Annotated in this window: 24 protein-coding genes; 18 read left to right on the forward strand and 6 right to left on the reverse strand. The window is 65.2% G+C overall.

What is annotated here, in order from left to right:
* Positions 1-103 precede the first annotated feature (103 nt).
* The 6 genes from R9J51_RS12115 (at position 104) to R9J51_RS12140 (ending at position 6,290) form a co-directional block, all read left to right on the forward strand.
* Complete coding sequence (locus R9J51_RS12115; protein WP_179504584.1) at positions 104-916, forward strand: SDR family oxidoreductase; 813 nt, start codon at positions 104-106, stop codon at positions 914-916.
* Positions 913-2,499, forward strand: a complete 1,587-nt coding sequence (locus tag R9J51_RS12120; RefSeq protein WP_179504585.1) for a phytoene desaturase family protein — start codon at positions 913-915, stop codon at positions 2,497-2,499. Before R9J51_RS12115 ends, R9J51_RS12120 begins: the two co-directional genes overlap by 4 nt.
* Positions 2,496-2,738: a hypothetical protein gene (locus R9J51_RS12125; protein WP_246865893.1), complete on the forward strand. Its 243-nt coding sequence runs from the start codon at positions 2,496-2,498 to the stop codon at positions 2,736-2,738. The genes R9J51_RS12120 and R9J51_RS12125 overlap by 4 nt, the downstream gene beginning before the upstream one ends.
* Before the next feature lie 135 nt (positions 2,739-2,873).
* Positions 2,874-3,911, forward strand: coding sequence for a VOC family protein (locus R9J51_RS12130; RefSeq protein WP_179504586.1), 1,038 nt, complete (start codon positions 2,874-2,876; stop codon positions 3,909-3,911).
* Positions 3,912-3,925: 14 nt separating this feature from the next.
* Positions 3,926-5,056, forward strand: coding sequence for an FAD-dependent oxidoreductase (locus R9J51_RS12135; RefSeq protein ID WP_179504587.1), 1,131 nt, complete (start codon positions 3,926-3,928; stop codon positions 5,054-5,056).
* Positions 5,057-5,219: 163 nt separating this feature from the next.
* The gene (locus tag R9J51_RS12140) at positions 5,220-6,290 is read left to right on the forward strand and encodes a VOC family protein (protein ID WP_246865894.1); all 1,071 of its coding nucleotides are present in this window, start codon (positions 5,220-5,222) and stop codon (positions 6,288-6,290) included.
* 116 nt (positions 6,291-6,406) lie between these two features.
* Here the strand turns inward: R9J51_RS12140 and R9J51_RS12145 are convergent, their stop codons facing one another.
* Together R9J51_RS12145 and R9J51_RS12150 are read right to left on the reverse strand one after the other, a co-directional pair.
* The gene (locus tag R9J51_RS12145) at positions 6,407-6,814 is read right to left on the reverse strand and encodes a VOC family protein (RefSeq protein WP_169474284.1); all 408 of its coding nucleotides are present in this window, start codon (positions 6,812-6,814) and stop codon (positions 6,407-6,409) included.
* A gap of 5 nt (positions 6,815-6,819) precedes the next feature.
* On the reverse strand, positions 6,820-7,971 hold the full coding sequence (locus tag R9J51_RS12150; RefSeq protein ID WP_169474285.1) for an alpha/beta hydrolase: 1,152 nt from the start codon (positions 7,969-7,971) through the stop codon (positions 6,820-6,822).
* A gap of 357 nt (positions 7,972-8,328) precedes the next feature.
* Here R9J51_RS12150 and R9J51_RS12155 point away from each other — a divergent pair, with 357 nt between their 5' ends.
* The 3 genes from R9J51_RS12155 to R9J51_RS12165 are packed head-to-tail and all read left to right on the forward strand — an operon-like array spanning position 8,329 to position 10,579.
* The gene (locus R9J51_RS12155; protein WP_168555493.1) at positions 8,329-9,285 is read left to right on the forward strand and encodes a fumarylacetoacetate hydrolase family protein; all 957 of its coding nucleotides are present in this window, start codon (positions 8,329-8,331) and stop codon (positions 9,283-9,285) included.
* Positions 9,282-9,815 carry a cupin domain-containing protein gene (locus R9J51_RS12160; protein WP_168554701.1) on the forward strand — a complete coding sequence of 178 codons (534 nt, stop codon included), beginning with the start codon at positions 9,282-9,284 and terminating at the stop codon, positions 9,813-9,815. The genes R9J51_RS12155 and R9J51_RS12160 overlap by 4 nt, the downstream gene beginning before the upstream one ends.
* A gap of 11 nt (positions 9,816-9,826) precedes the next feature.
* Positions 9,827-10,579 carry an SDR family oxidoreductase gene (locus R9J51_RS12165; protein ID WP_179504588.1) on the forward strand — a complete coding sequence of 251 codons (753 nt, stop codon included), beginning with the start codon at positions 9,827-9,829 and terminating at the stop codon, positions 10,577-10,579.
* Positions 10,580-10,583: 4 nt separating this feature from the next.
* Here the strand turns inward: R9J51_RS12165 and R9J51_RS12170 are convergent, their stop codons facing one another.
* Genes R9J51_RS12170 through R9J51_RS12180 form a run of 3 tightly spaced genes read right to left on the reverse strand, consistent with a single transcriptional unit; the run spans position 10,584 to position 13,857 of the window.
* Positions 10,584-11,225, reverse strand: coding sequence for a TadE/TadG family type IV pilus assembly protein (locus R9J51_RS12170; RefSeq protein WP_169474288.1), 642 nt, complete (start codon positions 11,223-11,225; stop codon positions 10,584-10,586).
* Positions 11,226-11,245: 20 nt separating this feature from the next.
* A complete protein-coding gene (locus tag R9J51_RS12175) occupies positions 11,246-11,845 on the reverse strand; it encodes a TadE/TadG family type IV pilus assembly protein (protein WP_218847415.1) in 600 nt (199 codons plus the stop codon).
* On the reverse strand, positions 11,845-13,857 hold the full coding sequence (locus R9J51_RS12180; RefSeq protein ID WP_169474290.1) for a pilus assembly protein TadG-related protein: 2,013 nt from the start codon (positions 13,855-13,857) through the stop codon (positions 11,845-11,847). Before R9J51_RS12180 ends, R9J51_RS12175 begins: the two co-directional genes overlap by 1 nt.
* Positions 13,858-14,173: 316 nt before the next feature.
* On the opposite strand from R9J51_RS12180, the gene R9J51_RS12185 reads away from it, so the two are divergent.
* The 3 genes from R9J51_RS12185 to folE all read left to right on the forward strand — a co-directional run bounded on the left by R9J51_RS12185 (position 14,174) and on the right by folE (position 16,848).
* Positions 14,174-14,503, forward strand: coding sequence for an FtsB family cell division protein (locus R9J51_RS12185; protein ID WP_168554706.1), 330 nt, complete (start codon positions 14,174-14,176; stop codon positions 14,501-14,503).
* A 175-nt stretch (positions 14,504-14,678) separates the two neighbouring features.
* Positions 14,679-16,175, forward strand: a complete 1,497-nt coding sequence (locus tag R9J51_RS12190; RefSeq protein WP_432787422.1) for a phospholipase D-like domain-containing protein — start codon at positions 14,679-14,681, stop codon at positions 16,173-16,175.
* A gap of 46 nt (positions 16,176-16,221) precedes the next feature.
* Complete coding sequence (gene folE, locus R9J51_RS12195; RefSeq protein ID WP_168554707.1) at positions 16,222-16,848, forward strand: GTP cyclohydrolase I FolE; 627 nt, start codon at positions 16,222-16,224, stop codon at positions 16,846-16,848.
* Between the two features lie 52 nt (positions 16,849-16,900).
* Here folE and R9J51_RS12200 read toward each other — a convergent pair whose 3' ends face one another.
* Entirely contained in the window at positions 16,901-17,380 is a 480-nt protein-coding gene (locus tag R9J51_RS12200) for a peroxiredoxin (protein WP_168554708.1), read from the reverse strand.
* Positions 17,381-17,598: 218 nt separating this feature from the next.
* Between R9J51_RS12200 and R9J51_RS12205 the strand changes: the two genes are divergently transcribed.
* The 6 genes from R9J51_RS12205 (at position 17,599) to R9J51_RS12230 (ending at position 24,406) form a co-directional block, all read left to right on the forward strand.
* Positions 17,599-18,123: a hypothetical protein gene (locus tag R9J51_RS12205; protein WP_179504590.1), complete on the forward strand. Its 525-nt coding sequence runs from the start codon at positions 17,599-17,601 to the stop codon at positions 18,121-18,123.
* A gap of 145 nt (positions 18,124-18,268) precedes the next feature.
* A complete protein-coding gene (gene ahcY, locus R9J51_RS12210) occupies positions 18,269-19,675 on the forward strand; it encodes an adenosylhomocysteinase (RefSeq protein ID WP_168554710.1) in 1,407 nt (468 codons plus the stop codon).
* Positions 19,676-19,820: 145 nt separating this feature from the next.
* Positions 19,821-22,181, forward strand: a complete 2,361-nt coding sequence (locus R9J51_RS12215; RefSeq protein ID WP_179504591.1) for a sensor histidine kinase — start codon at positions 19,821-19,823, stop codon at positions 22,179-22,181.
* 58 nt (positions 22,182-22,239) lie between these two features.
* Positions 22,240-22,686, forward strand: coding sequence for a tRNA (adenosine(37)-N6)-threonylcarbamoyltransferase complex ATPase subunit type 1 TsaE (gene tsaE, locus R9J51_RS12220; RefSeq protein WP_168554712.1), 447 nt, complete (start codon positions 22,240-22,242; stop codon positions 22,684-22,686).
* On the forward strand, positions 22,683-23,675 hold the full coding sequence (locus R9J51_RS12225) for a phosphotransferase (protein WP_179504592.1): 993 nt from the start codon (positions 22,683-22,685) through the stop codon (positions 23,673-23,675). Before tsaE ends, R9J51_RS12225 begins: the two co-directional genes overlap by 4 nt.
* Positions 23,672-24,406, forward strand: a complete 735-nt coding sequence (locus tag R9J51_RS12230) for a nucleotidyltransferase family protein (RefSeq protein ID WP_179504593.1) — start codon at positions 23,672-23,674, stop codon at positions 24,404-24,406. Before R9J51_RS12225 ends, R9J51_RS12230 begins: the two co-directional genes overlap by 4 nt.
* Positions 24,407-24,415 lie beyond the last annotated feature (9 nt).

The raw sequence follows: 24,415 nt of genomic DNA on the forward strand, positions 1-24,415 counted from the left end.
CCGGCCCTTCATGCCGGGACGGGCACAAAAATGTGCCTTCTTCCGGTTTGATGCATGACGATTAAGACCATCCCCAACACGACGAGACAAGGGGAGAGAACACGTGTCTGTGGATGCAATCCGCATGGACGGCAAGGTTGCGATCGTCACCGGCGGGGCCGGCGGCATTGGCGCAGCGACGGCCCGCCTGCTCACCGCCCGCGGCGCCCGCGTGGCTATTGCCGACATCGCCTTTGATCGCGCGCGCGAACTGGCCGATGCGATCGATGGCGCGCTGGCGATCCACCTCGATCTGGAACGCGAGGACAGCGTGGAGGCGATGATCGCCGACACCGTGAAAGCATTCGGCCGGATCGACGTGCTGCACAACAATGCTGCACTGCTCGGCCCCGATATTGCGCAAAACGACGGCCACGTGGAGCACATGGCCACGGCATTGTGGGACCGCACCTTTGCTGTCAACGTGCGCGGCACGATGATCGGCTGCCGCGCCGCGCTGCCCCACCTGCGCGCCACGGGCGGGAATATCGTCAACACCGTCAGCAACCTGGCGTTGCAGGGCCACATGATCCAGGCCGCCTATTCCAGCAGCAAGGCCGCGATCATCCAGATGACGCGCGCGATTGCCGCCAGCCATGGCGTGCACGGGGTGCGTTGCAACGCGGTGGCGCCGGGCATGACGATGACGCCGGCATTGCGCGAAGCCTTTCCCCCGGCGCTGCGCAAGGTGGTGGAAGACGAAACCCTGCGCGACCGCCTGGGCGCGCCGGAAGACATCGCCGAGGCGGTGGCGTTCCTGGCGAGCGATGCGGCGCGCAACATCACGGGACAGGTGCTGGTGGCCGATGGTGGTGGCGCCAGCCACGTGCCCGGCCTGGCCGGTTTCCGTGCCTTCTTTTCGGGAGAACACGCATGAGCCAATACGACATCGTGGTGATGGGCGGCGGGCATAATGGCCTGACCGCCGCAGCCTACATGGCCAAGGCCGGCAAGAAAGTGCTGGTGCTGGAAAGGAAGCCGCACTTTGGCGGCGGCGTTTCCACGCGTGAGTTGATCCAGCCCGGCTTCTGGCATGACGAGCACTCCAACGTGCACATCATGATCCAGGGCAATCCGATGCTGCGCGAAGACGAACTGGGCCTGCTCGGCCGGTTCGGCCTTGAATACATCTATCCCGAACTGCCGCACGCCTCGATCTGGGAAGATGGCACGATCGTGCGGTCGTGGAAGGATCTTGATCGCACCTGCGAGGAAATCGCCAGCTTCAGCCCGCGCGATGCCGAGGCCTATCGCAAGTTTGCCCGCGCCAGCATGGCAGCCCTGCCCATGTTCATGGGCGGCCTTTATGCCCCGCCGTTCCCGATGGGCGCCTTCGTGGCGATGATGGACCAGTCCGACGAAGGGCGATTCCTGCTCGATGTGATGAGCCGCAGCGCGCTCGACGTGGTCAACCAGTATTTCGAAAGCGACCTATTGCGCCTCCACATCGTGCGCATGGTCACCGAGAACCTGCAGATGCCCGATGAACTGGGCACCGGGATGGGCGCGTTCCTGATGCCGGGCATCATCCACACCTATGGCTGTTCGATGCCCAAGGGTGGATCGGGCCAGCTCTCCAAGGCCTTGGTGCGCGCGATCGAGCATTTCGGTGGCGAAGTGCGCTGCAGCGTGGAAGTGAAGCGCGTGCTGGTCTCTTCGGGCAAGGCGGTGGGCCTGGAAACCAGCGAGGGCGAAACCTTCATGGCGCGCGACGGGGTGATCGGTGCGATCCACCCGCATGTGCTGCGCAAGTTCGTGGCCGAAACCCCCGAACCCGTGCTGGAGCGCGCCGAGCGGGTGACGCAGTCGACCTTCTCGATCAATCTCACGCATCTCACGCTCAAGGAGCGGCTCAAGCTCAAGGTTGGGAACGACACCAACGCGATGATGACCGAGCTGATGGATTTCTACACCATCCGCGACATGCTGCTGGAATACGACAAGTTGCGCCGGGGTTTGACCGCGCCGCGCCTGATCGCCGGCGGCGACAACACCATTTTCGATCTCAGCCGGGCGCCTGCCGGGGCAGGGGTGTTCTATGGCGTCAACTTTGCGCCCTATGACTTGTTCGATGGCGGCCCGGCCGCCTGGGACGCGCGCAAGGAAGAAGTCGCCGATGCGGCCCTGGCGCAATATCGCAAGTTCTATTCCAACCTGACGGATGACAACATCACCGGTCGCCTGATCCGTTCGCCGATCGATCACGAGCGCGACAGCCCGGCCAGCTTCGTCAAGGGAGACATCCATGGCTGCGCCCCGTTCATGTACCAGTCGGTGGCGCACCGGCCCACACCCGACCTCGGCTCTTTCCGGGTGCCGGGCATCGAAAGCCTCTATCTGGTGGGGCCGTTCATGCATCCGGGCGGCGGCGTGTTCGGTGCCGGCCGCGCCACGGCGATCCAGATGATGGACGACATGGGGATCGATTACGACAAGGTTTGCGGGAGGGACGTGCAATGAATGCTGCAGTGAACGCCGCCAAGAAGCCGCCGCAAATGCGGGTGCTCGACGCTAGCGACAAGGAGCTGATGACCGTGCGCAAGATCGAGCGCGACGGCAATGCCCTGGTCATTCGCGGCAAGATCTTCGGGGCCATGCCGATGGTGGCCAAGCTGACCCCGGCAGAAGCACGCGCCGCGCTCAGGCTGCTCGATGCGCGCACCATCTGGTTCCTGTTGACCCTGCTGTTCCGCAAATGATGGATCGGCCGCTGGTATCGATTTTGGTGATGCCAGCGGTCGATTTAATCCATGCGATCGAATTGCGGTGGATCAACAAACCCGCCGCGCCACCTCCGCATCATCCGGTCATGAACCAAAGGGAGATGTGCGGATATGGCGATTACCGGAATTCGGCGGCTGGTGTTCCTGGTCGATGACCTTGAGGCCACGAGCCGCTTTTTCGCAGACTATGGATTGAAGCCACAAGCGGCCGATGCCCATAGTGCCCGGTTCGAAGTGCTCAACGGGGCGCAAGTGCATCTCTTGCGCCGGGGGCATCCTGATCTGCCCAAGGGCAGCGTGCAGACCGGCATCGGCGTGCACGAGTGCGTGTGGAGCGTGGATACGCCAGAGGCGCTCGCCGCGCTGACCGCCGACCTGGCGCGTGACCACGAACTGGCCGTGGATGCGCAGGGCGTGGTCCATTTCGTCACGCCGTTCGGCCAGGCCATCGGCCTGCAAGCGTGGCAGCCGCGCCCCGTGTTCGGCGCGCCCAGCCCGGCCAACACGCCGGGCCACATCGGCCGGCTCAACCAGCCGCGCAAGTGGCTGGCCCGCGCCTGCCCCAAGCGCATCCACCATTGCGTGTGGACGTTCTCCGATGTGCAGGAAGCGCTGGAATACTATCGCGACCGGCTCGGCTTTCGTCTCACCGATGTCCAGAAGGGCTTTGGCGTCTATATGCGCGCCGACGGCGCCTATGAACATCACAACATCTTCATCGCCAATGCCCATGCCGGGATGCCAGGCTTTGACGGCACGCTGAAGTTTCACCACGCCAATTTCGAAGTGGAAGACATCGACGAGATGATGGTGGGCAAGAACCATCTCGATCGGCTGGGCTATCGCTTCGAGGGCGGATGGGGGCTGGGCCGCCACCGCCTGACCAGCGCGGCGTTCCTCTACCTGCGCGTGCCCGAACTGGGCGGGGAGATGGAATATGGCGCCGATTGCGATTGCGTCGATGACAGCTGGAAAGTGCGGGTGTGGGACGGCGCCTTTGGCACGCTGATCTTCATGCACGATCTGCCGCAGTGGCTGATGGCCGAACCGCGCTGGGACGTGGCCTATGCCACGGCCGAACAGCTGCGTTACCTGCCCGCCGACCCCAAGCCGGTGGCGGCCGAAAACCTGGCCGAAGCGGCCGAATGAGGGAGAGGGGAACCATGGCACAAGCACGGAAGATTTGCGTGATCGGCGGCGGCGTGGCGGGTCTTGCCGTCGCCATCGGCCTGCACCAGCGCGGCATCGCGGTAGAGGTGGCAGAGCGCGACAAGGACTGGCGCGTCTATCACGTGGGCATCATCGTCCAGGCCAATTTCGTTCGCGCGCTCAATGCCCTGGGCGTGGGCGAGGCAGCGATGCAGGCCGGCTATGCCTATCGCGGCGCGCGCTTCCTCGACAGTACGGGCGTGGTCCTGGCCGAACTGCCGGGTGAAACCGCGGTCGATGGCCTGCCGTCGGACCTCGGCCTCACCCGCCCGGCGCTGCACAGGGTCTTGACCGACAAGGTGCGCGAACTGGGCATCCCGGTTAAGCTGGGGGTGACGTTCACATCGATCGAGGACGCCGGCGATCATGTCGACGTGGCGTTCAGCGACGGCAGCACGGGGCGCTATGACCTGGTCATCGGCGCCGATGGCAACTATTCGGCGGTGCGCGGGGTGCTGTGGCCCGAAGCCCGGCCGCAATACACCGGACAGGGCGTGTGGCGCTACAACGTGCCGCGCCCGGCCGGCCTCGAATGGTCCGACATCTATATCGGCGATCCCAGGAACGGCTATAATGGCAAAGCCGGCTATTGCCCGCTTACGCCCACCGAAATGTACATCTTCGCGGTGGTGGAAGAACGCGGCAATCCGCGCTTTGCGCCGGAAACCCTGGCCGATGAACTGCGCAAGCGGCTGGCCGGCTATGGCGGGCTGCTGGGCGAGGCGGCACGGCATGTCACCGATCCCAAGCTGGTGGTCTATCGCCCGCTCGAAGCCTGCATCATGCCCGATCCCTGGTACAAGGGCCGCGTGGTGTTGATCGGCGATGCGGCCCATTCGGCCACGCCGCACCTGGGCCAGGGCGCGGCCATGGCGGTGGAAGACGCGGTCGTGCTGGCCGAGGAACTGGCCGGCAAGGATACCGATGCGGCGCTGCGCGCCTTCATGGACCGCCGTTTCGAGCGGGCCAGGCTGGTCGGCACCTCGTCGATCCAACTGGGCGAATGGGAAATGCATCCCGAACAGGCCGGCGATCCGGTGGAAGTGACCGATCGCATTCGCCGGAAGCTGGCCGAACCGGTCTGATCCGGGTTGCCCAAAGGCGCGCGCGCTCTTTCCCCGGCCTTCTCTCCCGTCCGGGGCGGGGCGCGCGCCCCATCTGCAAAACAGATAGCGACCATCCTGTGCAATGCGTTTTCGCCCCGCGCCCCGCGCGATCATAACTCCCCTTCAAATGTGGGGAGAATCCATGACAATTCTGGGTGTCGAAAGCGTGGTGTTCGGGGTGGCGGATGTTGCCGAACACGCCCGGTTCTGGGCCGATTTCGGCCTGAGTGCGGAAAGCACCAGCGCGCAGGAGGTGGTGTTTCGCCTGCCTTCGGGCAGCCGCCTGATCGTGCTGGCGCATGGCGATGCGCGCCTGCCTTCGCCCGATCCGTTTCCGGGAGACGGGCTGAAGGAAACCGTGTGGGGCGTGGATACCCCGGAAAACCTGGAGCGCATTGCGGCGAGCCTGGCGAGTGAAGTGGCGGTAACGCGCGACGCGGATGGCACCGTGCATTGCGTGTGCCCGGATGGCCAGCCGATCGCCCTGCGCGTCTGGGCCAAGCGGCCGGTCGTTTCCGAAGCCAGCCCGGTCAACACGCCGAGCAGCTATCCGCGCTTCAACCAGCACCGCATCTGGCGCCACAAGGCGATTCCCAAGACCATCAACCACGTGGTGTTCTTTTCGCCCGATTATGTCGGCAGCTTCGAATTCTACGAGCGCCACCTGGGCTTCCGCTATGTCGACCACACGCGCGGCACCGGCATCTTTGCCCGCGCCGCCGGCACGTTCGAGCATCACTCGATCTTCTGGGTGAACTGCGACCTGCCGATCGCCCCCGATCACTTCAAGTTCATGCACATCGCCTTTGGCATGGACGATATCGACGAAGTGATGCTGGGCGCCAACCTGATGGAAAAGAAGGGCTGGAAGAACCAGTCGATGAATTCGAGCGGCGGCATCTCGCGCCACCGCATCTCAAGCGCGATCTATTACTATTGCGATATGCCCGGCCATGCGGGCGAGGCGGAATACCACGCCGATACCGATTATCTCGACGATAACTGGGTGCCGCGCGCCTGGGATTTCCGCTTCGGCTCCTTGCTGTGGGCCAACAATGCCCCGCCGATCTTCCGTGGCGACAACATTCCCTGGGACATGCAGTTCGACGCCGACCGCAAGAGCTTCGAACCCTTTCGCAAAAGCAAGCCGGGCAAGTTGCCGGTCACCGGCAAGCTGGCCGAGATCACCCAGGACGACGAGCACGCGATCTGAATTTGGGGGAGGGCGCTTGCCGCCCTCCGACAAGCTCAGGGCGAACGGGGCATGGAGATTTTCTCCGGTTCCGTTCGCCCTGAGCTTGCCCAGGCCTCTTGCGCGCCAGTCCCCCGTCAGTCTGCGGCTTCTTCCACGAATTCGATCAGGTTGCCCGCGCAATCGCGGATGAAGCAGCCCTTGCCGAACGCCTCGCGCACCACGAAAGCCACGTCGGCGCCCTTCTGTTCCATTTCCGCAAGAAACACCTCCAGATCGGGCACGCGAAAGGCCACGTGCTTGTTGCCGTGGGTTTTCACGTCACGCGGGGGATGGCGGCGGTCTTCGGGGAGCGGCGCGGCGCCTTCCACTTCGAAAATCTCGAACCGCAGCGGCCCCTTGCGCACCATGGCGGCGTGCGAGCGGGCCGCCTCGATATAGAAGCGGCGCTCAAGCTCGAAACCCAGGACGCGGCCATACCAGGCGATCGCCTCGTCCAGGCTGGGCACGGAAACGCCGCCGTGGTGAAAGGTGAAATCAGCCATGGCCGTCAGCCCATTTCAGCAAACGTCTGCGCGCACCAATCGGCGATGTAGTCGCGCATGCCGGTGCCGTTGTCGGCGCCGCAATGCTCCACTTCGAAATCGGCCTTGGTGAACATGCGCAAGTGGCGCTTGGGGCTGTTGACCGCCTGGTCATAGGAAAGCTGCGCGTTGAACGCCGGGATCTGGCGGTCGTTTTCGCCATGGGTGATCAGGAACGGCACCTTGATCTTCTCTACCTGCCCATCAAGCGTGATCTGGTCGGCATAGTCGAGGAACGCGTCGCGATCGTCGAAGCCGAAGACCCATTGCACGTGGTCCCAATAGTGCGGGACAGGGTTTTCGCCCTCGTTCTTCACGCGCTCGCGCTGGCGCTGGCCCCATACGTGGTTGGCGCCCATCACCGCGCACAGCGCATAGCGGGGATCGTTGGCGGCGATGCGCGGCGCGTGATAGCCGCCGAAAGAGAGGCCGAAAATGCCGATCTTGGAATGGATCACGTCGCTGCGCGTGAGCAGGTAATCGAATGCCGGGCTGCCCCAGCGTTCGGCGTCGAACACGGCAGGCAGGTTGCGCTTGCGGATCGCCTCGCCGGTGCCGGGCTGGTCCACGAACAGGGTGTTCATGCCGCGCTCCAGGTTCGACAGCCCATGGCCGGCCATGTTGACCTGTTCCTTCATGGAATCGAGGCCGTTGACCGAAACCAGCGTGGGGCGGGGCGTGCCGCTGCCGTCGTGCACGAAGATCGCGGTATAGGCGGTGCCTTCGTAGGGGATCTCGACCTTGTCGACATGCAGCCCGCGCAAGGCGCTGCCCTTGTGGTACAGGTCCAGGCCCTTGTCATAGGCGGCCCAGCGCGGGGCATAGTCGCGGCTCTGCATGCGTTCGGCAGCCAGGTAGTAACCGCTCGCGCGCAAGTACTTGGCCCCGGCCGAAAGGGTGAAACCTTCGGCCAGATCGGCATCGGCATTGTGCGTGACCTGGTCGGCAACGGCGATCCAGCTATCGAACAAGAGCGCCGATCCGGCATCCGCCCCGGCCTTGGCGGCCTCGCGCACCGGGCGGCAGGCCTCGTCGATCTCGCCATGGTTGCCGCCGCATACCAGCGCCAGGTTGGTCGCCAGGTTCCACACATAGTTGCCGGGGAAAGGCTCGAACATCGTTGTCTGTCCTTTGGAAAAATCAGTCTGGGGTGCAGCCGGCATCGCGGATGCGGCCCGCTCCCTTGATCGCGGCGCGCGCTTGGCAGGCGGGAGGCACGGCTTTGCGCGGCAGGCCCGCAACCGGGGCCTTGAGGCCGCACCGGTGCCTGCCGGCACGCATTGTGGGCCGATGGGCCATGTGTGAAATCTCCCTGGCACTGCCGTTTTGCGGCGGTTTGGCATGGGGGGCAGGGCGCGACCATCGCATCTTGTCGATAGCTGCCTATCGACGCAAAGCCGTTGCCCGAAGCGCGGGCGGAAGGCATCACGCTGCCCGACATAATCTGGTTGTGACGATCTGGGAGAATGAACGGCATGCGTCTGGCAACGCTCGATGCGAGCGCGCAAACCGGCAAGCGCGACGGTGTGCTGGTGGTGGTTTCGCCCGATGGCGCGCGCTTTGCGCCAGCGCCCGTGGCCACTTTGCAGGAAGCGCTGGAAAATTGGGGCAGCGTGGGGCCGCGCCTGGCCGCGATTGGGGAATTTCCCGAAGCGCTTGATCCCGCCCGCCTGGCTGCTCCCTTGCCGCGCGCCTGGCAGTGGCTCGATGGCTCGGCCTTTGCCAGCCATGGTGACCTGATGGACAAGGTCTTGGGCGTGGTGCCGGAAAAAACCGGCAAGCCGTTGATGTACCAAGGCGTATCGGACTGGTTCTATGGCCCGAACCAAGACGTGCGTTTCCCCTCCGAAGAATTCGGCATCGATTTCGAGGGTGAGTTCGGGGTGATCGTCGATGCGGTGCCGATGGGCACCAGCGCTGCCGATGCCATGGCACACATCAAGCTGGTGGTGCAGATCAACGACTGGTCGCTGCGCAAGCTGGCCGGCCCCGAAATGAAGACCGGGTTCGGCTGGGTCCAGGCCAAGCCGCCTTGCACGATGGCGCCCTTTGCCGTCACGCCCGACGAACTGGGCACGGCGTGGCACAATGGCAGGGTCTGCGCCGATCTGCTGGTCGACTGGAACGGCCAGCGCTTTGGCGCGGCGAACGGCGCACCGATGGGGCACGGCTTCCACGAACTGGTGGCCCATGCGGCGGCCACGCGCGATCTGGTGGCCGGCACGGTGATCGGTTCGGGCACCGTATCGAACGAAAACTTCCGCGAAGTGGGCTCGTCGTGCATCGCCGAACGCCGCGGGATCGAGATCGTGGACGAAGGCGCGCCGCGCACCGATTTCATGAAATTCGGCGATAGCGTGCGCATGGAAGGGCGTTTGCCCGATGGGCGCAGCCCGTTTGGCGTGATCGAACAGAAAGTGGTGAAGGCATGAGCGAGGTGATTTCCGACAGCGGGCTGGTCTCTGATAGTGGTTTGCCGGCCGTGCAGCGCGTGGTGACCGGGCACGACGAAAACGGCCGCGCGGTGTTCAAGAGCGAGGACGTGAGCCCGACGAAGATGATTCCGTCGGGCGATGCGGCCATGCTGTTGATCTGGACCACTGCGACCGTGCCGGCCGACAACAACGACGAGACCGATGGCCGCGCGCGCGAAGCCGGGGTCACGCTGGAAGGTGGCTCGGTCATCCGCATCGTCGATATGCTGCCGGGCCAGGCCAGCCCGTTCCACCGCACCAATTCGATCGACTACGGCATCGTGCTGGACGGCGAGATCGAACTGGAACTGGATGATGGCGCCAAGACCACGATCCGCCAGGGCGGCATCATCGTGCAGCGCGGCACCAACCACCTGTGGCGCAACACCAGCGACAAGGTTTGCCGCATCGCGTTCGTGCTGATCGAGGCGCCCGCCTATCTGCACCAAGGCAAGCCGCTGGATGAAGACCGGCCAGAGCACAAGTGAGCGCTGCGCGAGTGAGCGACCCGTTCCGCCTGGATGGCAAGGTGGGGCTGGTGACCGGCTCCACCCGTGGCATCGGCCGCGCCATTGCCGAGGCGATGATCGCGGCCGGTGCGCGGGTGACGATTTCCAGCGAGGATGCTGCTGATACTGGAGCCGTGGCGGCGGAACTGGGCATGCTCGGCGTGCCCTGCGATGTGACCGATCCCGCTGCGATCGAGCGCTTGGTGGAAGCCACCGCCGCGCCCAATGGCGGGTTGGACATCGTGGTGTGCAACGCCGGGATCACCGGGCGGCCCGGTGGTTTTGCCGATATCGCCATGGACGATTACGACCGGGTGATGGCGATCAACTTGCGCAGCCAGGTGGTGCTGGCCCGCGCCGCGCGGCCGCATCTGCGCGCCGGCGGCAGCCTGGTGCTGATTTCCAGCCTTTCGGCGCTGCGCGGCAATGGCGCGATCAGCGCCTATGCCCTGGCCAAGGCCGGGGTATCGCAACTGGCGCGCAACCTGGCGGTGGAATGGGGGCCGCACGGGCTGCGCTGCAACGCCATCGCCCCTGGCTTCATCGCCACCGAACTGTCGCGCCCCCTGCTGGAAAACCAAGCGTTCATGGCGCGGCGGATGCAGATGACCCCGCTGCGCCGCCCTGGGACGGCTTCCGAAGTGGCCGGCGCGGCGGTGTTCCTGGCATCGCCCGCAGCCGGTTTCATCACCGGGCAGACGCTGGTGGTGGATGGTGGCACGCTGATCACCGACGGCAGTTGAATGCTCAGCAGGTTGCGGCCGTGACCGTGGGCGCCGGGTTGTAGATCTTCGTCAAGTCGCGATCGTCGCGGACATACATGGCCGCTTCCTTGCGGATGACGGTGGTCTTGAAGATCGTGCCGAAGAACAGCGGCTGATATTTGTATGCCACCTCCACGAACATGATCGCATAGGGGCTTTCCACGGTAATGACGTGGCCGGTCTGGCCCATGCCGGCAAACGAGGTGCCGGTGGCGCCCGTGCCTTGCACGCCATAGCGCGAGACATAGGCGGTGTTGCCCCAGCAGCGCTGCCACTGGATCCATTGCCCGCCCGAACTGTTGGTCTGCAGGCTGGAAAGGATCACGCGGCCATTGTCGGCGAAATCGAGATCGCCGACCGAGATGCTGGCGCCGGTGAACACCTGGTTGACATCGTATTCGCGGAACATCGGCGCGCCGCCAACCACCGATTGCTTGGCGCGCGACGCGTTGTCGGCCACCGCGATCGCCAACTGGTTGAGGCGCACGTGGAGGATCGCGAGATTGACCATTTCCATCGATCCCAGCGACAGGACCATCAGGAACGGCAGGCTGACGCCCAGTTCCACCACGGTAACCGCGCTGGTATCGCGGCGCAGGCGTTGCAGCAGGCGCCCGATGGGCATGTGCCGGAGGGACAGGCGCTTCAGCATATCTTGGTGACCGTGCGGGTGGTTTGGGTGGCGAACGGCTGGTTGCGCATGATCGTGCTGGAACTGGCATGCATCGTGGATGGCAGGCCCAGCATCGAGGAAAAGCCGAACAGCGGCGCGTAGCTGACGGTGACGGTGTAGACGACCACGTCGTTGGCGCCGCCCAGGCCGGTCGCGCCCATGTCGGAATCCCAAACGCCGTTGCCATTGGCGTCGTTGAAGCATTCGCCCAGGTCGTACTGCCCGTTCTTGTTGGTGTCGGTGAAGTCTTCCGGTTGGCCGACATTGGTGAAATCGGTGTAGTTTCCACGGTTGAATGCGACCGTGGCCCAGGGGATCACATGGTGGATGCGCGCGGTCACCTGGCTGTCGATGGTGCTGGAGGTGGTCTGCGCGCTTTGCATCGACGAGGCGCGCCCGGCAGCGTTGATCGTGCCGACCAGGACCGTCTGCAGATAATAGGACATGCCCAGTTCGATCAGCACTGCCATGATCATCAGCAGCAGCGGTGCGGCCAGGGCGAATTCCAGCGCCGTTACCCCTTGCGCATCGCGCCGCAACCGGCGGGCCATATGCACGAGCGCGCGCCGCATCACTTGTTCAACCGCAAGTCGGCCACCTGGCCGGCGATGTACTGGAACGTGGTGGTCAGCGTCGTGGTGTTCGAGGCGTAGAACGCCTTGTCGGTGGTGGTGGCGCAGCTTTGCATCGGGGTGGTGAGAGTCTGGCCAAAGCCGATCACCCAGATGGTGTAGCCCATGCTCTTGGCAAGGGTGCAGGCGGCGAGGAAGCGGTTGTTGTGATAGTTGACCAGGTTCGCAGCCGTGGTCGACGTCGGCGCGTCACGCCCATCATACTGCGTCACGCCCCAGGCGGTGTAGTTGGCCGGATAGTTTTCCATCGTGCCGTCGGTCATGAAGATGATGTGGCGGCTGACCGAGGGCAGATCGCCCGCGTTGACGTTGCTGGCAAAGATGCCGTTGGGATTGCCCAGCCGCGCGCCCCAGATCATGCCGATGTCGTGATAGGTGCCGCCGTTGGCCACCAGGCTGTTGACGTACGTGTTGAGCCAAGTGGGGACAGTGTTGGGCGCGGTGGTATCGACCGTGGTGAACAGGCTCATCGGCTGGGGGCAATAGCCGGTCTGGTTGGACATCGCCGTCGAGGTGTTGAGCGGCATGGAATAGCCGTTGAGATAGAATTCCAGGCTTTCCAGGTAGGGCTTCCACCGCGTGGCATCGTTGGTGGGCGCACTGGTGACGTCCATGTCATAGGCACCGCTGGGAATGGGCGACATCGAGAGCTGGTTGACGGTGTTGCGCTCTTCCAGGCAGCCGCTCCACGTGTAGTTCGTGGTGGTGATATTGCCCACCGTGCCCGTGGCCGAGGTGCCCGTGGCCAGGTCGCGCAGGTTGTAGTACGGATTGGAAGACGACGGCTGGACCGAAACGTAGCTGGCGCTCGACGGGTTGCTGCCGGTGTAGAGCGTGATCCCCGTGGCCAGCGCGGTGGCGCCAAAACCCTTGAAGGCCGACACGTTGACCGTGCTTTGCGTGTAGCGATAGGACGTGGCGAGATAGCGCGTCTGGTACGTGGTGGTCGTGACCGACTTGTTGCGCACGCAGGTGCCAAGGGCGGACGTGCCGCTGCCCGACTTTTTCGTCCACGAGTTAGAGGAATAGGTCGTCGTCGTCACATTCGACGGCGGGGTCCCGCTGGTCACCGGCGAACCCGCCGAACCGCTGGGATAAGTGTTGCTGCCATAATTGGTGCAGTTGGCCGACGTGATGTTGGAGCCGTAAGTCTCGGTCGTTACCGTGGGTGACCCGGTGGTACCGATGTACGTGGGCGACGTGCTGAACTGCACCAGCTTGGTGATATAGGGCGAACTGTCGACGAAATAGCTGCTTGGCATGGCGCCGGATGTCAGCAGGTTCGATGCGTTGACCGTCATGGCATAGGGCACGAAGCCGAAGCGGATGCGCGTGTTGGTCTTGTCGGTCACGGCGGTGGCGACGGTCGTGTAGAACGACTTGATCGCGTTGCGCAGGCCCACGATCTTGGAATCCGAGCCGCTGACGCAATTGCTGCCCGAGGTGTTGCAGGCCATCGAACCCGTCGTGTCGAGCACGAACATGACGTCGGCGTTGGCCATCTGCAATTCGGCGCTGCACTGCACGGACAGCGGGATGCTGGTATAGCCCATCAGCTTCATCAGCGTGGTGGGCATCGTCGTGCTGGCTGTGGCCGTGACGTGGCCGGTGGTGTCAGCCGTGCTGGTGAAAACGGCAGTCGAGCTGTCGGTGGCGTTTTCGTTGATATTGAAATTGAACATCTTGTTGGCCTTGGCCTGCTCGGTCGAACCATAGGTTCCCGAAGCCGCCATGGCCTTGCGCCCGGCCAGCACGCCGGCGTCGCAGGCGTTTTGCAGGCTGGTCTTGGTGAGATAGGCGCGCGCCATGTCGGTGCCCAGGCCCGCCAGCGTGATCACCATGAACGCCGTGAGCGTCACGATCGCCAAGGCATTGCCGGCGCGATCGGCGGCCAGGCGGCCGAGGAAACCCGGCGCACGGCGTTTGTGGCCTTGGCCGCGAAGGAGTCCCAAGCGTTGACGCAACCACCCGAAACGCATGATCGAAACCCGAACCTTCCGTTGCCGTGGCGCATCCACGCACCACACCCCGGCTCGATCATGCATCGGCAAGTGCTGCCGACCGGTTAATGTCTCGCGAAATTTTCCAACGCATTGCTACGCAGTGGCGCGCGATCGGCAGGCGCCACGGCCGCTGTGGTGGTTAACGCGCCCTCTGCCAACGGCCTGGCGCAGGGATCATACGTATTGGCCGAATTGCCCGCATTTCTGCGGTTTTTCTGCCGCACCGCGCTTGCAATGGGCCGACAAATGTGATTCTCCTTGGATCATGAAGCGGCGTCGCCCCAATCTCAAGTTGCCCCGCAACAGCGTGACGGAGTCCCTGGCTCTGGTGGCGCTGCTGTTGATGGGTGCCTGGGCGGTGGCGGGACCGAGCGGCCTGCTGGCGTGGAGCGAGAATGCCCACGTGCTGGAACAGCGCCAGCACGAAGTGGCGCAATTGACGGCCGAGCGCGATCGCCTGCAAAACCGCGTCAACCTGCTCGATCCGCGCCACGCCGATCCTGACCTGGTGGGCGAACTGCTGCGGTCGGACCTCAACGTTGCGCATCCCGACGAACTGGTCATTCCGCGCCAGGAAGCCGTGCCGAACCAATAGGTTCAGACCCCGAAAAGAGCGCTGCAACAATCATTTTCGCACTGCGGAACCAGTGGGGCCTCCCGGCGTTTGCGCCGGTATGAATGCATCAGAGGGGCCAAGCGATCCCGCGCCCGGCACGCCACAGTCCATTCCCGCCGATATGGCCGATGGGGAGGGCAAGGGGGAAGGTAGCGTGGAGGAGGGCGTCTGGCGCTATGCCCGTGCCACGCGAGCCCATGCGGTGGTCGACGCGGCGGATTACTTTGCCCTGATGCGCGATGCGATGCTGGCAGCGCGCCAGCGTATCCACCTGATCGGCTGGGATTTCGACACCCGTATCCTGATCGGCGATGGGCGGCGCTGGTGGAACCTGCCGCGCAAGCGCGTGGCGCCGGCCCGGCTGGGCGCCTTCGTGGTGTGGCTGGCCAACCGCCGCAAGGGGTTGGAAGTCCTGGTGCTGAAATGGAATTTCGGCGCGCTCAAGGCCTTGCTGCGTGGATCGATGGTGTTCGACCTGATCCGCTGGTGGCGCCATCCGCGCATCGGCTACAAGCTGGATTCCGCCCATCCGCTGGGTTGCAGCCACCATCAAAAGATCGCCGTCATCGATGATCGCTTTGCCGTGTGCGGCGGGATCGACATGGCCGGCGATCGCTGGGACACGCGCGCCCATCTCGACAATGATCCCCGGCGGCGGCGGCCGGGCGGCAAGCCCTATGGCCCCTGGCACGATTGCACCATGCTGTTGGAAGGGCCGGTGGCCGCCACGCTCGGCGAATTCGGGCGCACGCGCTGGCACCAGGCCGGTGGGCGTGCGCTGGAGCCATGTGCGCCCCAGGCAGAAAGCGCATGGCCCAACGGCATCATCGCGCAGTTCACCGATGTGGAAGTGGGCATCGCCCGCACGCGGTCTCCCTATGGCAACATTGCCGAGGTGCGCGAGGTCGAGGCGCTGTTCTGCCGCCAGATCGCCGCGGCACGCCAGTTCATCTACATCGAAAACCAGTACTTCGCCTCGCGCCGGGTAGCCGAGGCGCTGGCCGCGCGGCTGGAAGCGCCCGAGCCGCCCGAAGTGGTGCTGGTCATGCCCCAGGCCTCGGACGGATGGCTGGAACAGGCGGCGATGGACCTGGCGCGGGTGACGCTGTTCGAAGCGGTGAAAAGCCATGACGTGGCAGACCGCTTTTCGATCTGGCACCCGTTCACCAAGGGTGGCTCGCCGATCTACGTGCATGCCAAGCTGATGATCGTGGATGACACCGTGCTGCGCATCGGTTCGGCCAACATGAACAATCGCTCGCTGGGGCTGGACAGCGAGTGCGACGTGTTCATCGATGCTGCGCGGCCCGGCAACGCCCACGCCCAGCCCGCCATCCGCGCGCTGCGGCATTCGTTGTTGGCAGAGCATTGCGGACTGGCGATAGAGCGGGTAGCGGCGGCCTTGGCCGATGCTGGCGGGATGGCCGCGCTGGCGGTTGAGTCGGCCAAGGGAGGCGGGCGGCACTTGCGGCCTTTCGCGCCCCGGCCATTGACCGAGGCCGAACTGGCCCTGGCCGATTCCGAAGCGCTCGATCCCGAGCGGCCCGAGGAGATGCTGGCGTTCTACCGCCGCGGGCGCCTGTGGCGCGGCGGCCTGGGCAGGCGGCTGGCGCATTTTCGGGCGCGGCACGGCGGCGCGGCAAAGCGTTGAGGCCTGGGCGAACCAGGGCTGGCCACGAATTGAGGATAGCACGACCATGACCAACCTGCCCGGCTGCGGCCACGACCATGGGGACGACGAAGACACCGCGCGCGGCAAAGTGCCGGTGCCGCCCCACGTGCAAGCGGCCATCCGCACGCTGATCGAATGGGCAGGGGATGATCCCACGCGCGAAGGGCTGATCGACACGCCCAAGCGCGTGGCGCGCGCCTGGCTGGAATATTGCCAGGGCTATACCGAAGACCCGTCGGTGCACCTGACGCGCACTTTTTCGGAAGTGGGCGGCTATGACGAGATCGTGGTGCTCAAGGACATTCCGTTCCAGTCGCACTGCGAACACCACATGGCGCCTATCACTGGCAAGGCTTCGATCGCCTATCTGCCGCAGAACCGCGTGGTGGGCATTTCCAAGCTGGCGCGGGTGCTGCACGGCTATGCCCGCCGCTTGCAGATCCAGGAGCGGCTGACCGCCGAAGTGGCGCAGTGCATCTGGGACCATCTCCATCCCCAGGGCGTGGCCGTGGTGATCGAGGCGCAGCATGGTTGCATGACCGGGCGCGGCGTGCGCACGCCGGGCGTGGGCATGGTGACGAGCCGGCTGCTGGGCTGCTTCCTGGCAGATTCGCGCAGCCGCAAGGAAGTGATGAGCCTGATGGGCTATTGACGCCCGCCTTGGCGCCGGCCCCTCGCATGGCGAAGGGCCGGTACGCTTTGGATCAAAGCTGTTCGAGCAGGTATTCGGCCGAGCTGACCTTGAAATCGCCCGGCGCTTCGACGTGGAGTTGTTCGACCACGCCATCGTTGATGACGGCGGCAAAGCGCTGGCCACGCAGGCCCAGGCCAAAGCCGGTGCCATCCAGGGTAAGACCCAGCGCCTTGGCGAAATCGCCGTTGCCATCGGCCAGCATGGTCACGTCGGGCGAACCGGACGCCTGGCCCCAGGCCTTCATCACGAAGGGATCGTTGACCGCGGTGCAGGCGATCTCGTCGATGCCCTTGGCCTTGAGTTCTTCCGCTTTGTCGACATAGCCAGGCAGGTGGCGGGCCGAGCAGGTGGGCGTGAAGGCGCCCGGCACCGAGAACAGCGCGACGCGCTTGCCCTTGAAATAGTCTGCGGCCTGAACCGCTTCGGGGCCGTCCTGCGTGGCCTTGACCAGCTTCACATCGGGCAGGGTTTCGCCAACCGTGATCGTCATCCCCAAGTTCCTTTCATGTCGCGCGCGCCATCAGGGCGCGGCAGCCACGCGGGATATAGGGGGCGGGCAGGGCCGTGCAACCGCCGCGCACGGCAAGACCGGTGAATTTTAGGGCGTGGTGAATTTCGCTTTACCGCGCCTGTTGAAGGCCGGGTAAAGTCTGCCTGTCAGATCTGCGTATGGGCAAATGGTGTGCGCATACCCAAGGAGTGGGGACCATGAGGTATCTCGCCAAGGGGTGCTGCGCCGCGTTGGCGTTGGCCGCCCAGATTGCCGCCTTTGTCGCCCCGGCTCACGCCGGTGCCTGCTGGACCGAGCGGACGATGCCCGCAGCGGGGCTGCGCCAGCTCGATGTCATGTTGATGGTCGGGTCTTTGCAATGCCGCACCGGCGCCGACGATTATCGTGCCGAATACGATCGCTTCCTGTCGCGCCATCGCGCCTATCTGGGCGGCGCCAACCACCGCATTCTCGACGAGTTTTCTGCGCGCCTGGGGCCGCTTGCGGCGATGGACGCGCTCGATCATGCCAGCGTGCGCATGGCCAACCACTATGGCATCCGCCGCACGTATGGCTGCCATGAACTCAAACTGGTTGCCGCCGCGCTGGCCAATGGCCCGGATGAAGAGCTTGACCATGCGGCCGATGTGCTGGTCGGCCCGGAACTGGAGGATGGCGGGTGCCCCGGTGCCGGCGTGGCCGTGGCCGCTGCCGCGCCGGTGGCGATCCCCGGCAATCGATAAGCGGCACTCGGTAGAAATGCCGATATAAAGACATCTTTATATTAACGTTGCCCTGCGCACAGGGACCCGCTAAGAGCGGCCCATCAGCGGCCTGCCTCCTGGCGGGTCTTTTGCGTGAAAACGCCCATTTATACGGAGATGCCTCGTGGCCAGCGCGCTCGAAGCGAACAAGGACTATGTCATCGCCGATCTCGGCCTGGCCGATTTCGGTCGTGCGGAAATCGCCATTGCCGAAACCGAGATGCCCGGCCTGATGGCCCTGCGCCAGGAATTCGGCGCGGCGCAGCCCCTGAAGGGCGCGCGCATCACCGGCTCGCTGCACATGACGATCCAGACCGCCGTGCTGATCGAGACGCTGGTTGCCCTGGGTGCCGACGTGCGCTGGGCTACCTGCAACATCTTTTCGACGCAGGACCACGCTGCTGCCGCGATCGCCGCTGCCGGCATTCCGGTGTTCGCCGTGAAGGGCGAAAGCCTGGCCGATTACTGGGACTATGTGGGCCGCATCTTCGACTGGGGCGATGACACCGCCAACCTGATCCTGGACGATGGCGGCGACGCCACGATGTTTGCGCTGTGGGGCGCGCGCGTGGAAGCGGGCGAAGACCTGTTCGAGCCCAGCAACGCCGAGGAAATCGAATTCTGCCGCGCGCTCAAGGCCTTCCTCAAGGCAAAGCCCGGCTACCTGACGCAGAGCGTCAAGGCCATCAAGGGCGTTTCGGAAGAAACCACCACCGGCGTGCACCGCCTGTACCAGATCGCCAAGGACGGCAAGCTGCCGTTCCCGGCGATCAACGTGAACGATTCCGTCACCAAGTCGAAGTTCGACAACCTCTATGGCTGCAAGGAATCGCTGGTCGACGCGATCCGCCGCGCCACCGACGTCATGCTCGCCGGCAAGGTGGCTTGCGTCGCCGGCTTTGGCGACGTGGGCAAGGGTTCGGCCGCCTCGCTGCGCAACGGCGGCGCGCGCGTTATGGTCACCGAAGTCGATCCGATCTGCGCGCTGCAGGCGGCGATGGAAGGCTATGAAGTGGTGACGATGGAAGAAGCCGTCACCCGCGCCGACATCTTCGTCACCGCCACCGGCAACGAAGACGTGATCACCGCCGAGCACATGAAGGCGATGAAGCCGATGAGCATCGTGTGCAACATCGGCCACTTCGACAGCGAAATCCAGATTTCGGCCCTGTCGAACTACAAGTGGAATGAAGTGAAGCCGGGCACCGACCTGGTCGAATTCCCCGATGGCAAGCAGATCATCATCCTGGCCAAGGGCCGCCTGGTCAACCTGGGCTGCGCCACCGGCCACCCCAGCTTCGTGATGAGCGCCAGCTTCACCAACCAGACGCTGGCCCAGATCGAGCTGTTCACCAAGAGCGAGCAGTACAAGAACGACGTCTATGTGCTGCCCAAGCACCTGGACGAAAAGGTCGCCGCGCTGCACCTGGAAAAGCTGGGCGTGAAGCTGACCAAGCTGAGCGAAAAGCAGGCGAGCTACATCGGCGTGACCCCGCAGGGTCCGTTCAAGCCGGATCACTATCGCTACTGATCGGCCGATTTGCGGTTTTGGTTGCAAGCGCCCTGCATCCCCAGTGGATGCAGGGCGTTTTGCTGCGCGGTGATTGCGCGGGATCGGGCGAAATTGACGGGCTGCCCGGTTGTATTTCGGCCGGTTGCGGCCTAGCCATGGGGCGATGCTGTCCCATTCGCCCGCTGGTGTTGCCGTGACCGTTGCCGTGGCGCTGCTGCTGGCAGGCTGGACTCTGGCCGCGGGCTGGGCGGTGTTGGCCGCAAGGGCACGCATGGCCCGCGCGCAAGGCGCTGAGCGGCTGGCCCGCAAGCTGACCCGCATGGTCGATGAAGCGCCGGCACTGCCCCTGCTGGTGCGGGCCGATGGACGGATCGAGGGGGCTTCGCGCCTGGCTGGCTGGATGGGCCTGGACGCGATGCCGGGTTACCTGACCGAGTTGGACGGCGGGGACGAAGGGCGCGGGCTCGATCCCGAAAGCCTGGCCGCGCTGACCGAGGCGGTGCGCCATACCCAGAAGACCGGCGCGCCGCTGTCGCTCTCGGTGGTGCCGCGCGGGGGCGTGACCGCGCTGACCGTGCGCGGCAGCCTGGCCGATCCGCAGATCGCGCCGGGCGGTGCAGCCCTGCTGTGGTTCTTCGACGCAACCGAAAGCGTTGCGGAAATCCGCGCGCTGCGGGCCGAGGCGGAGCAGGCCCATGCCGATTTTTCGGGCCTGGCCGGTCTGATCGAGGCTGCGCCCCTGCCGATGTGGTTTCGCGACGCGGCCATGCGCCTGCGCTTGGTCAACACCGCCTATGTCCGCGCGGTAGGCGCGGCCAGCGCGGCCGAAGTGGTGGACAACGGCATCGAACTGGTCGAGCCGGTGGAGGGCCTGAGCGCCGCGCACATCGCCGCCGATGTCTTTGCCCAGCGCCGTCCGACCGAGCGCGTGGTTTCCGCCACGGTCAACGGCCAGCGCCGCACCCTGCGCGTCAGCGACTTGCCCATCGCGGGCGAGGGTGTGGCCGGCTATGCCGTGGATATCGAGCAGATGGAGGAATTGACCCGCCAGTTCCGCCGTTTCCGCGATGCCCAGCGGCAAATGCTCGATACGCTCTCGGCCGCGATCGCGCAGTTCGATGCGGGCCGAAATCTCGTCTTTGCCAACCAGCCGTTCCTGCGCATCTTTGGCATCAGCCCGAACTGGGTGAACGACACGCCGCCCTTCGACCGCGTGCTCGACCGCCTGCGAGATGGCGGCAAACTGCCAGAAGTGCGCGATTTTCCGGAATGGCGGCGCGAGAGGCAGGCTTGGTTCATGGCGCGCGAACCGCGCGAGGAACCCTGGCACCTGCACGATGGCACGCATCTGCGCGTGGTGGGCCAGCCGATGCCAGATGGCGGGCTGCTGCTGATCTTCGAAGATCAGACCGAGCAGTTGCAGCTTTCGGCCACACGCGACACCCTGCTGCGCACGCGCACCGCCACGTTCGACAACCTGTTCGAATCGCTCGCCGTGTTCGGGCCGGACAGCCGCCTGCAATTGTGGAACCGCCGCTTCACCCACGATTGGGGACTGGACGAGGAATTCCTCGGCACCCATCCGCGCGCCGACCTGCTGCTCACGCGGCTGGCCGGATCGCTCAAGCGGCCCGCGCAAGTGGGCACGATCGGGCAGGTGATCCAGGCTGCCACGCTGGAGCGCAAGCAGACCAGCGGGCGCCTGGCGCTGGCCGATGGGCGCCATCTGGAATTTGCCGGTGTGCCGCTGCCCGATGGCAATGGCCTGTTGACGGTGCTGGACATCACGGATTCGCAAAAGGCCGAGTCCGCGCTGCGCGAACGCAATGCTGCCCTGATCGAGGCAGACGCGGTGAAGACGCGGTTCATCGCCAACATGAGCTATGAATTCCGCAATCCGCTCAATTCCATCGGCGGCTTTGCCGAAATGCTGCAAAGCGGGTTGGCCGGGGAATTGACCCCGCAGGCGCGCGATTATGTTGCGGCGATCCTCTCCTCGGTGGAGCGGCTGGGCGAGCAGATCGAGAACGTGCTCGACCTCTCGCAAAGCGAGGCGGGCATGCTGCCGCTGGCGCGCGACCCGGTGGACGTGTTCCCCCTGCTGGCCGACGTGGTGCGCGAGCGGGCGGACAAGATCAGTGCGGCGGGTCTGGCGCTCGATCTGCGTGGCAGCCAGGCGGTGGGCAAAGTGACCGGGGACGTGCGCCGGTTGCGCCGCGTTTTCGGGCAGTTGATCGACAATGCCATTGCCGCCACGCCCACCGGCGGGCGCATCCTGGTCGAATGCACCCGGCGCGCGCACGATCTGCGCGTGGTGATTTCCGACAACGGCCGGGGCATGGATGCCGCCGCGCTCGCCCGGGCGATGGAAGGGCTGAAAATGGCTGCCGATGGCCGCACGGCCGAACGGCGCCAGGGCCTGGGCCTGCCGCTGGTGCGCCAGTTGATCGACGCGCATGGCGGCCAGTTCGAATTGCTGTCCGAACCCGGCGCCGGCACCAGCGCCATCGTGACTTTGCCTTGATTTCTTCGCCACCTGCGGACTTGATCCGGGGGCCCGCTTCTCTTTATCGCCACGCCCGATGACCACCATTCCGCTTCCCGACATTGCCGCCACCCAGGCCCTGGCCACCCGCATCGCCGCGCGATTGCGCCCCGGAGACGTGCTGGCCTTGGAAGGCACGCTGGGCGTGGGCAAGACCACACTGGCGCGCGAACTCCTGCGTGCGCTGGGGCACGAGGGCGAGGTGCCATCGCCCAGCTTCACCATCATCGAAACCTATGATCCGCCAGCGGTTCGCCTGCCCGTGGTCCACGCTGATTTCTATCGCCTGGAAGACCCGGCAGAGGCCGAGGAAATCGGGCTGGACGATTATCGCCATGGCGCGGTGCTGATCGCCGAATGGCCCGATCATGCCGGCGGTTTCGGGCACGAGGCCGATTGCCTGACGCTGCGCCTGGAAATCGCGGAAAACGGGCGGCAGGCCATTGTCTTGCCCGGCAAGGGATGGTTAGAGCGGCTGCCATGACCAGCAATCTTCCTGCCGGAATCGATGCGTTCCTGGCCCGTGCGGGCTGGGCAGGCGCCCAAATCGAACCCTTGCCGGGCGATGCCTCGTTCCGCCGCTATTTCCGCGTGCGGCGTGGCGACCAGGCCGCCATGCTGATGCACGCGCCGCCGCCGCAGGAAGACCCGCAGCCATTCCTGCGCGCCGCCCGCTGGCTCGACGGCAATGGCCTGCGCGCGCCGCAGATCCTGGCGGAGGAAGCGGGCGAGGGCTGGGTCTTGCTGGAAGACTTTGGCGACACGCGCATGCGCGAATATGTCGATGCCTGGCCGCAGGACGAAGACACCGTCTATCGCGCGGCAATCGACACGCTGGTGCAACTGGCCAAGCTGCCCGCCGGGCCGTTCACCGCCTATGGCATGGCCGAATACTTGCGCGAAGTGCGCCTGTTCATCGATTGGTTCTGCCCGGCGCGCGGCCTCTATGTCGATGGCGCGGGCTGGCAGGCGGCGTGGGAACAAGTGCTGGCGCCGCTTCTGCCGGCGCAGCGCCCGGGGGTGACCGTGCTGCGCGATTATCACGCGGAAAACATCATGCTGCTGGGCGGGCTGGATGCGCAGGGCCTGCTCGATTTCCAGGACGCGTTGACCGGGCATCCGGCCTATGACCTCGTTTCCTTGTTGCAGGACGCGCGGCGCGAGGTTTCGCCCGAACTGGAAGCGCGCATGTTCGATTACTATGTGCACAAGGCGCAACCGCAGGGCGATTTCCTGGCCGACTATGCGCGGCTGGGTGCGCAGCGCAACACCAAGATCGTGGGCATTTTCGTGCGCCTGTGGAAGCGCGACGGCAAGCCGCGCTATCTCGATTATATCCCGCGCGTGTGGGCCATGCTGGAACGCGATCTGGCGCATCCCGCGCTCGCCCCAGTGGCGGCGTGGTTCGATGCCAATATTCCGGCCGACTTGCGCGATCCGGCCGGGCGCCTGGGCGGGAGCTTTGCCGTATGAGCCGCGATCCCCGCAAACCGCTGGTGTCCGACACCGCGATGGTGCTGGCCGCCGGGATCGGCAAGCGCATGCGCCCGCTCACCGTTACCCGGCCCAAGCCGCTGGTGCGCGTGGCGGGCAAGGCGTTGATCGACCACGCGCTCGACAAGCTGGCCGAAGCCGGCGTGACCCGCGCCGTGGTCAACGTGCATTACCTGGCGGACCAGCTGGAAGCCCATGTCCTGGCGCGCGAGGTGCCCAAGGTGCAAGTTTCCGACGAGCGCGAGACGCTGCTGGAAACCGGGGGCGGGCTGGTCAACGCGCTGCCGCTGATCGACCGTGACACCTTCTTCTGCCTCAACAGCGACAACATCTGGCTCGACGGCCCGCGCAACGCCTTTGCCGCGCTCAGCGATTTCTGGGACGAGAGCCGGATGGACGCGCTGCTGCTGCTGGTCAGCCATGCCCAGGCGTTCAACTACACCGGCATGGGCGATTTCCACATCGACCAGATGGGCGTGATCTCCCGCCGCAAGCCCGCGCGCGTCGCGCCCTATATCTTCACCGGCATCCAGATCGTGTCGCAGCGCCTGCTGCGCGATGCGCCCGAAGGCAGCTTTTCCACCGGCCGCCTGTGGGACCGTGCGATTGCCGAAGGGCGGCTCTATGGCTTGCCGCACACCGGCCTGTGGTATGAAGTGGGGGCGCCCGAGATGATCGCGCCGACGCAAGAAGCGTTGACGCATTTCTGATGGCCAGCA

This window comes from Novosphingobium rhizosphaerae, from assembly GCF_050920675.1.
GTDB classification, from domain to species: domain Bacteria; phylum Pseudomonadota; class Alphaproteobacteria; order Sphingomonadales; family Sphingomonadaceae; genus Novosphingobium; species Novosphingobium rhizosphaerae.

Bases quoted from the DNA above. Each gene is read 5' to 3' on its own strand.
- R9J51_RS12160 (WP_168554701.1), top strand. From the start codon at position 9,282: ATGAGCGAGGTGATTTCCGACAGCGGGCTGGTCTCTGATAGTGGTTTG.
- R9J51_RS12135 (WP_179504587.1), top strand. From the start codon at position 3,926: ATGGCACAAGCACGGAAGATTTGCGTGATCGGCGGCGGCGTGGCGGGT.
- R9J51_RS12140 (WP_246865894.1), top strand. From the start codon at position 5,220: ATGACAATTCTGGGTGTCGAAAGCGTGGTGTTCGGGGTGGCGGATGTT.
- R9J51_RS12225 (WP_179504592.1), top strand. From the start codon at position 22,683: ATGACCAGCAATCTTCCTGCCGGAATCGATGCGTTCCTGGCCCGTGCG.
- R9J51_RS12175 (WP_218847415.1), bottom strand. From the start codon at position 11,845: ATGCGGCGCGCGCTCGTGCATATGGCCCGCCGGTTGCGGCGCGATGCG.
- R9J51_RS12215 (WP_179504591.1), top strand. From the start codon at position 19,821: ATGCTGTCCCATTCGCCCGCTGGTGTTGCCGTGACCGTTGCCGTGGCG.
- R9J51_RS12170 (WP_169474288.1), bottom strand. From the start codon at position 11,225: ATGCCCATCGGGCGCCTGCTGCAACGCCTGCGCCGCGATACCAGCGCG.
- R9J51_RS12205 (WP_179504590.1), top strand. From the start codon at position 17,599: ATGAGGTATCTCGCCAAGGGGTGCTGCGCCGCGTTGGCGTTGGCCGCC.
- folE (WP_168554707.1), top strand. From the start codon at position 16,222: ATGACCAACCTGCCCGGCTGCGGCCACGACCATGGGGACGACGAAGAC.
- R9J51_RS12145 (WP_169474284.1), bottom strand. From the start codon at position 6,814: ATGGCTGATTTCACCTTTCACCACGGCGGCGTTTCCGTGCCCAGCCTG.
- tsaE (WP_168554712.1), top strand. From the start codon at position 22,240: ATGACCACCATTCCGCTTCCCGACATTGCCGCCACCCAGGCCCTGGCC.
- R9J51_RS12230 (WP_179504593.1), top strand. From the start codon at position 23,672: ATGAGCCGCGATCCCCGCAAACCGCTGGTGTCCGACACCGCGATGGTG.
- R9J51_RS12120 (WP_179504585.1), top strand. From the start codon at position 913: ATGAGCCAATACGACATCGTGGTGATGGGCGGCGGGCATAATGGCCTG.
- R9J51_RS12130 (WP_179504586.1), top strand. From the start codon at position 2,874: ATGGCGATTACCGGAATTCGGCGGCTGGTGTTCCTGGTCGATGACCTT.
- R9J51_RS12185 (WP_168554706.1), top strand. From the start codon at position 14,174: ATGAAGCGGCGTCGCCCCAATCTCAAGTTGCCCCGCAACAGCGTGACG.
- R9J51_RS12125 (WP_246865893.1), top strand. From the start codon at position 2,496: ATGAATGCTGCAGTGAACGCCGCCAAGAAGCCGCCGCAAATGCGGGTG.
- R9J51_RS12200 (WP_168554708.1), bottom strand. From the start codon at position 17,380: ATGACGATCACGGTTGGCGAAACCCTGCCCGATGTGAAGCTGGTCAAG.
- R9J51_RS12155 (WP_168555493.1), top strand. From the start codon at position 8,329: ATGCGTCTGGCAACGCTCGATGCGAGCGCGCAAACCGGCAAGCGCGAC.
- R9J51_RS12150 (WP_169474285.1), bottom strand. From the start codon at position 7,971: ATGTTCGAGCCTTTCCCCGGCAACTATGTGTGGAACCTGGCGACCAAC.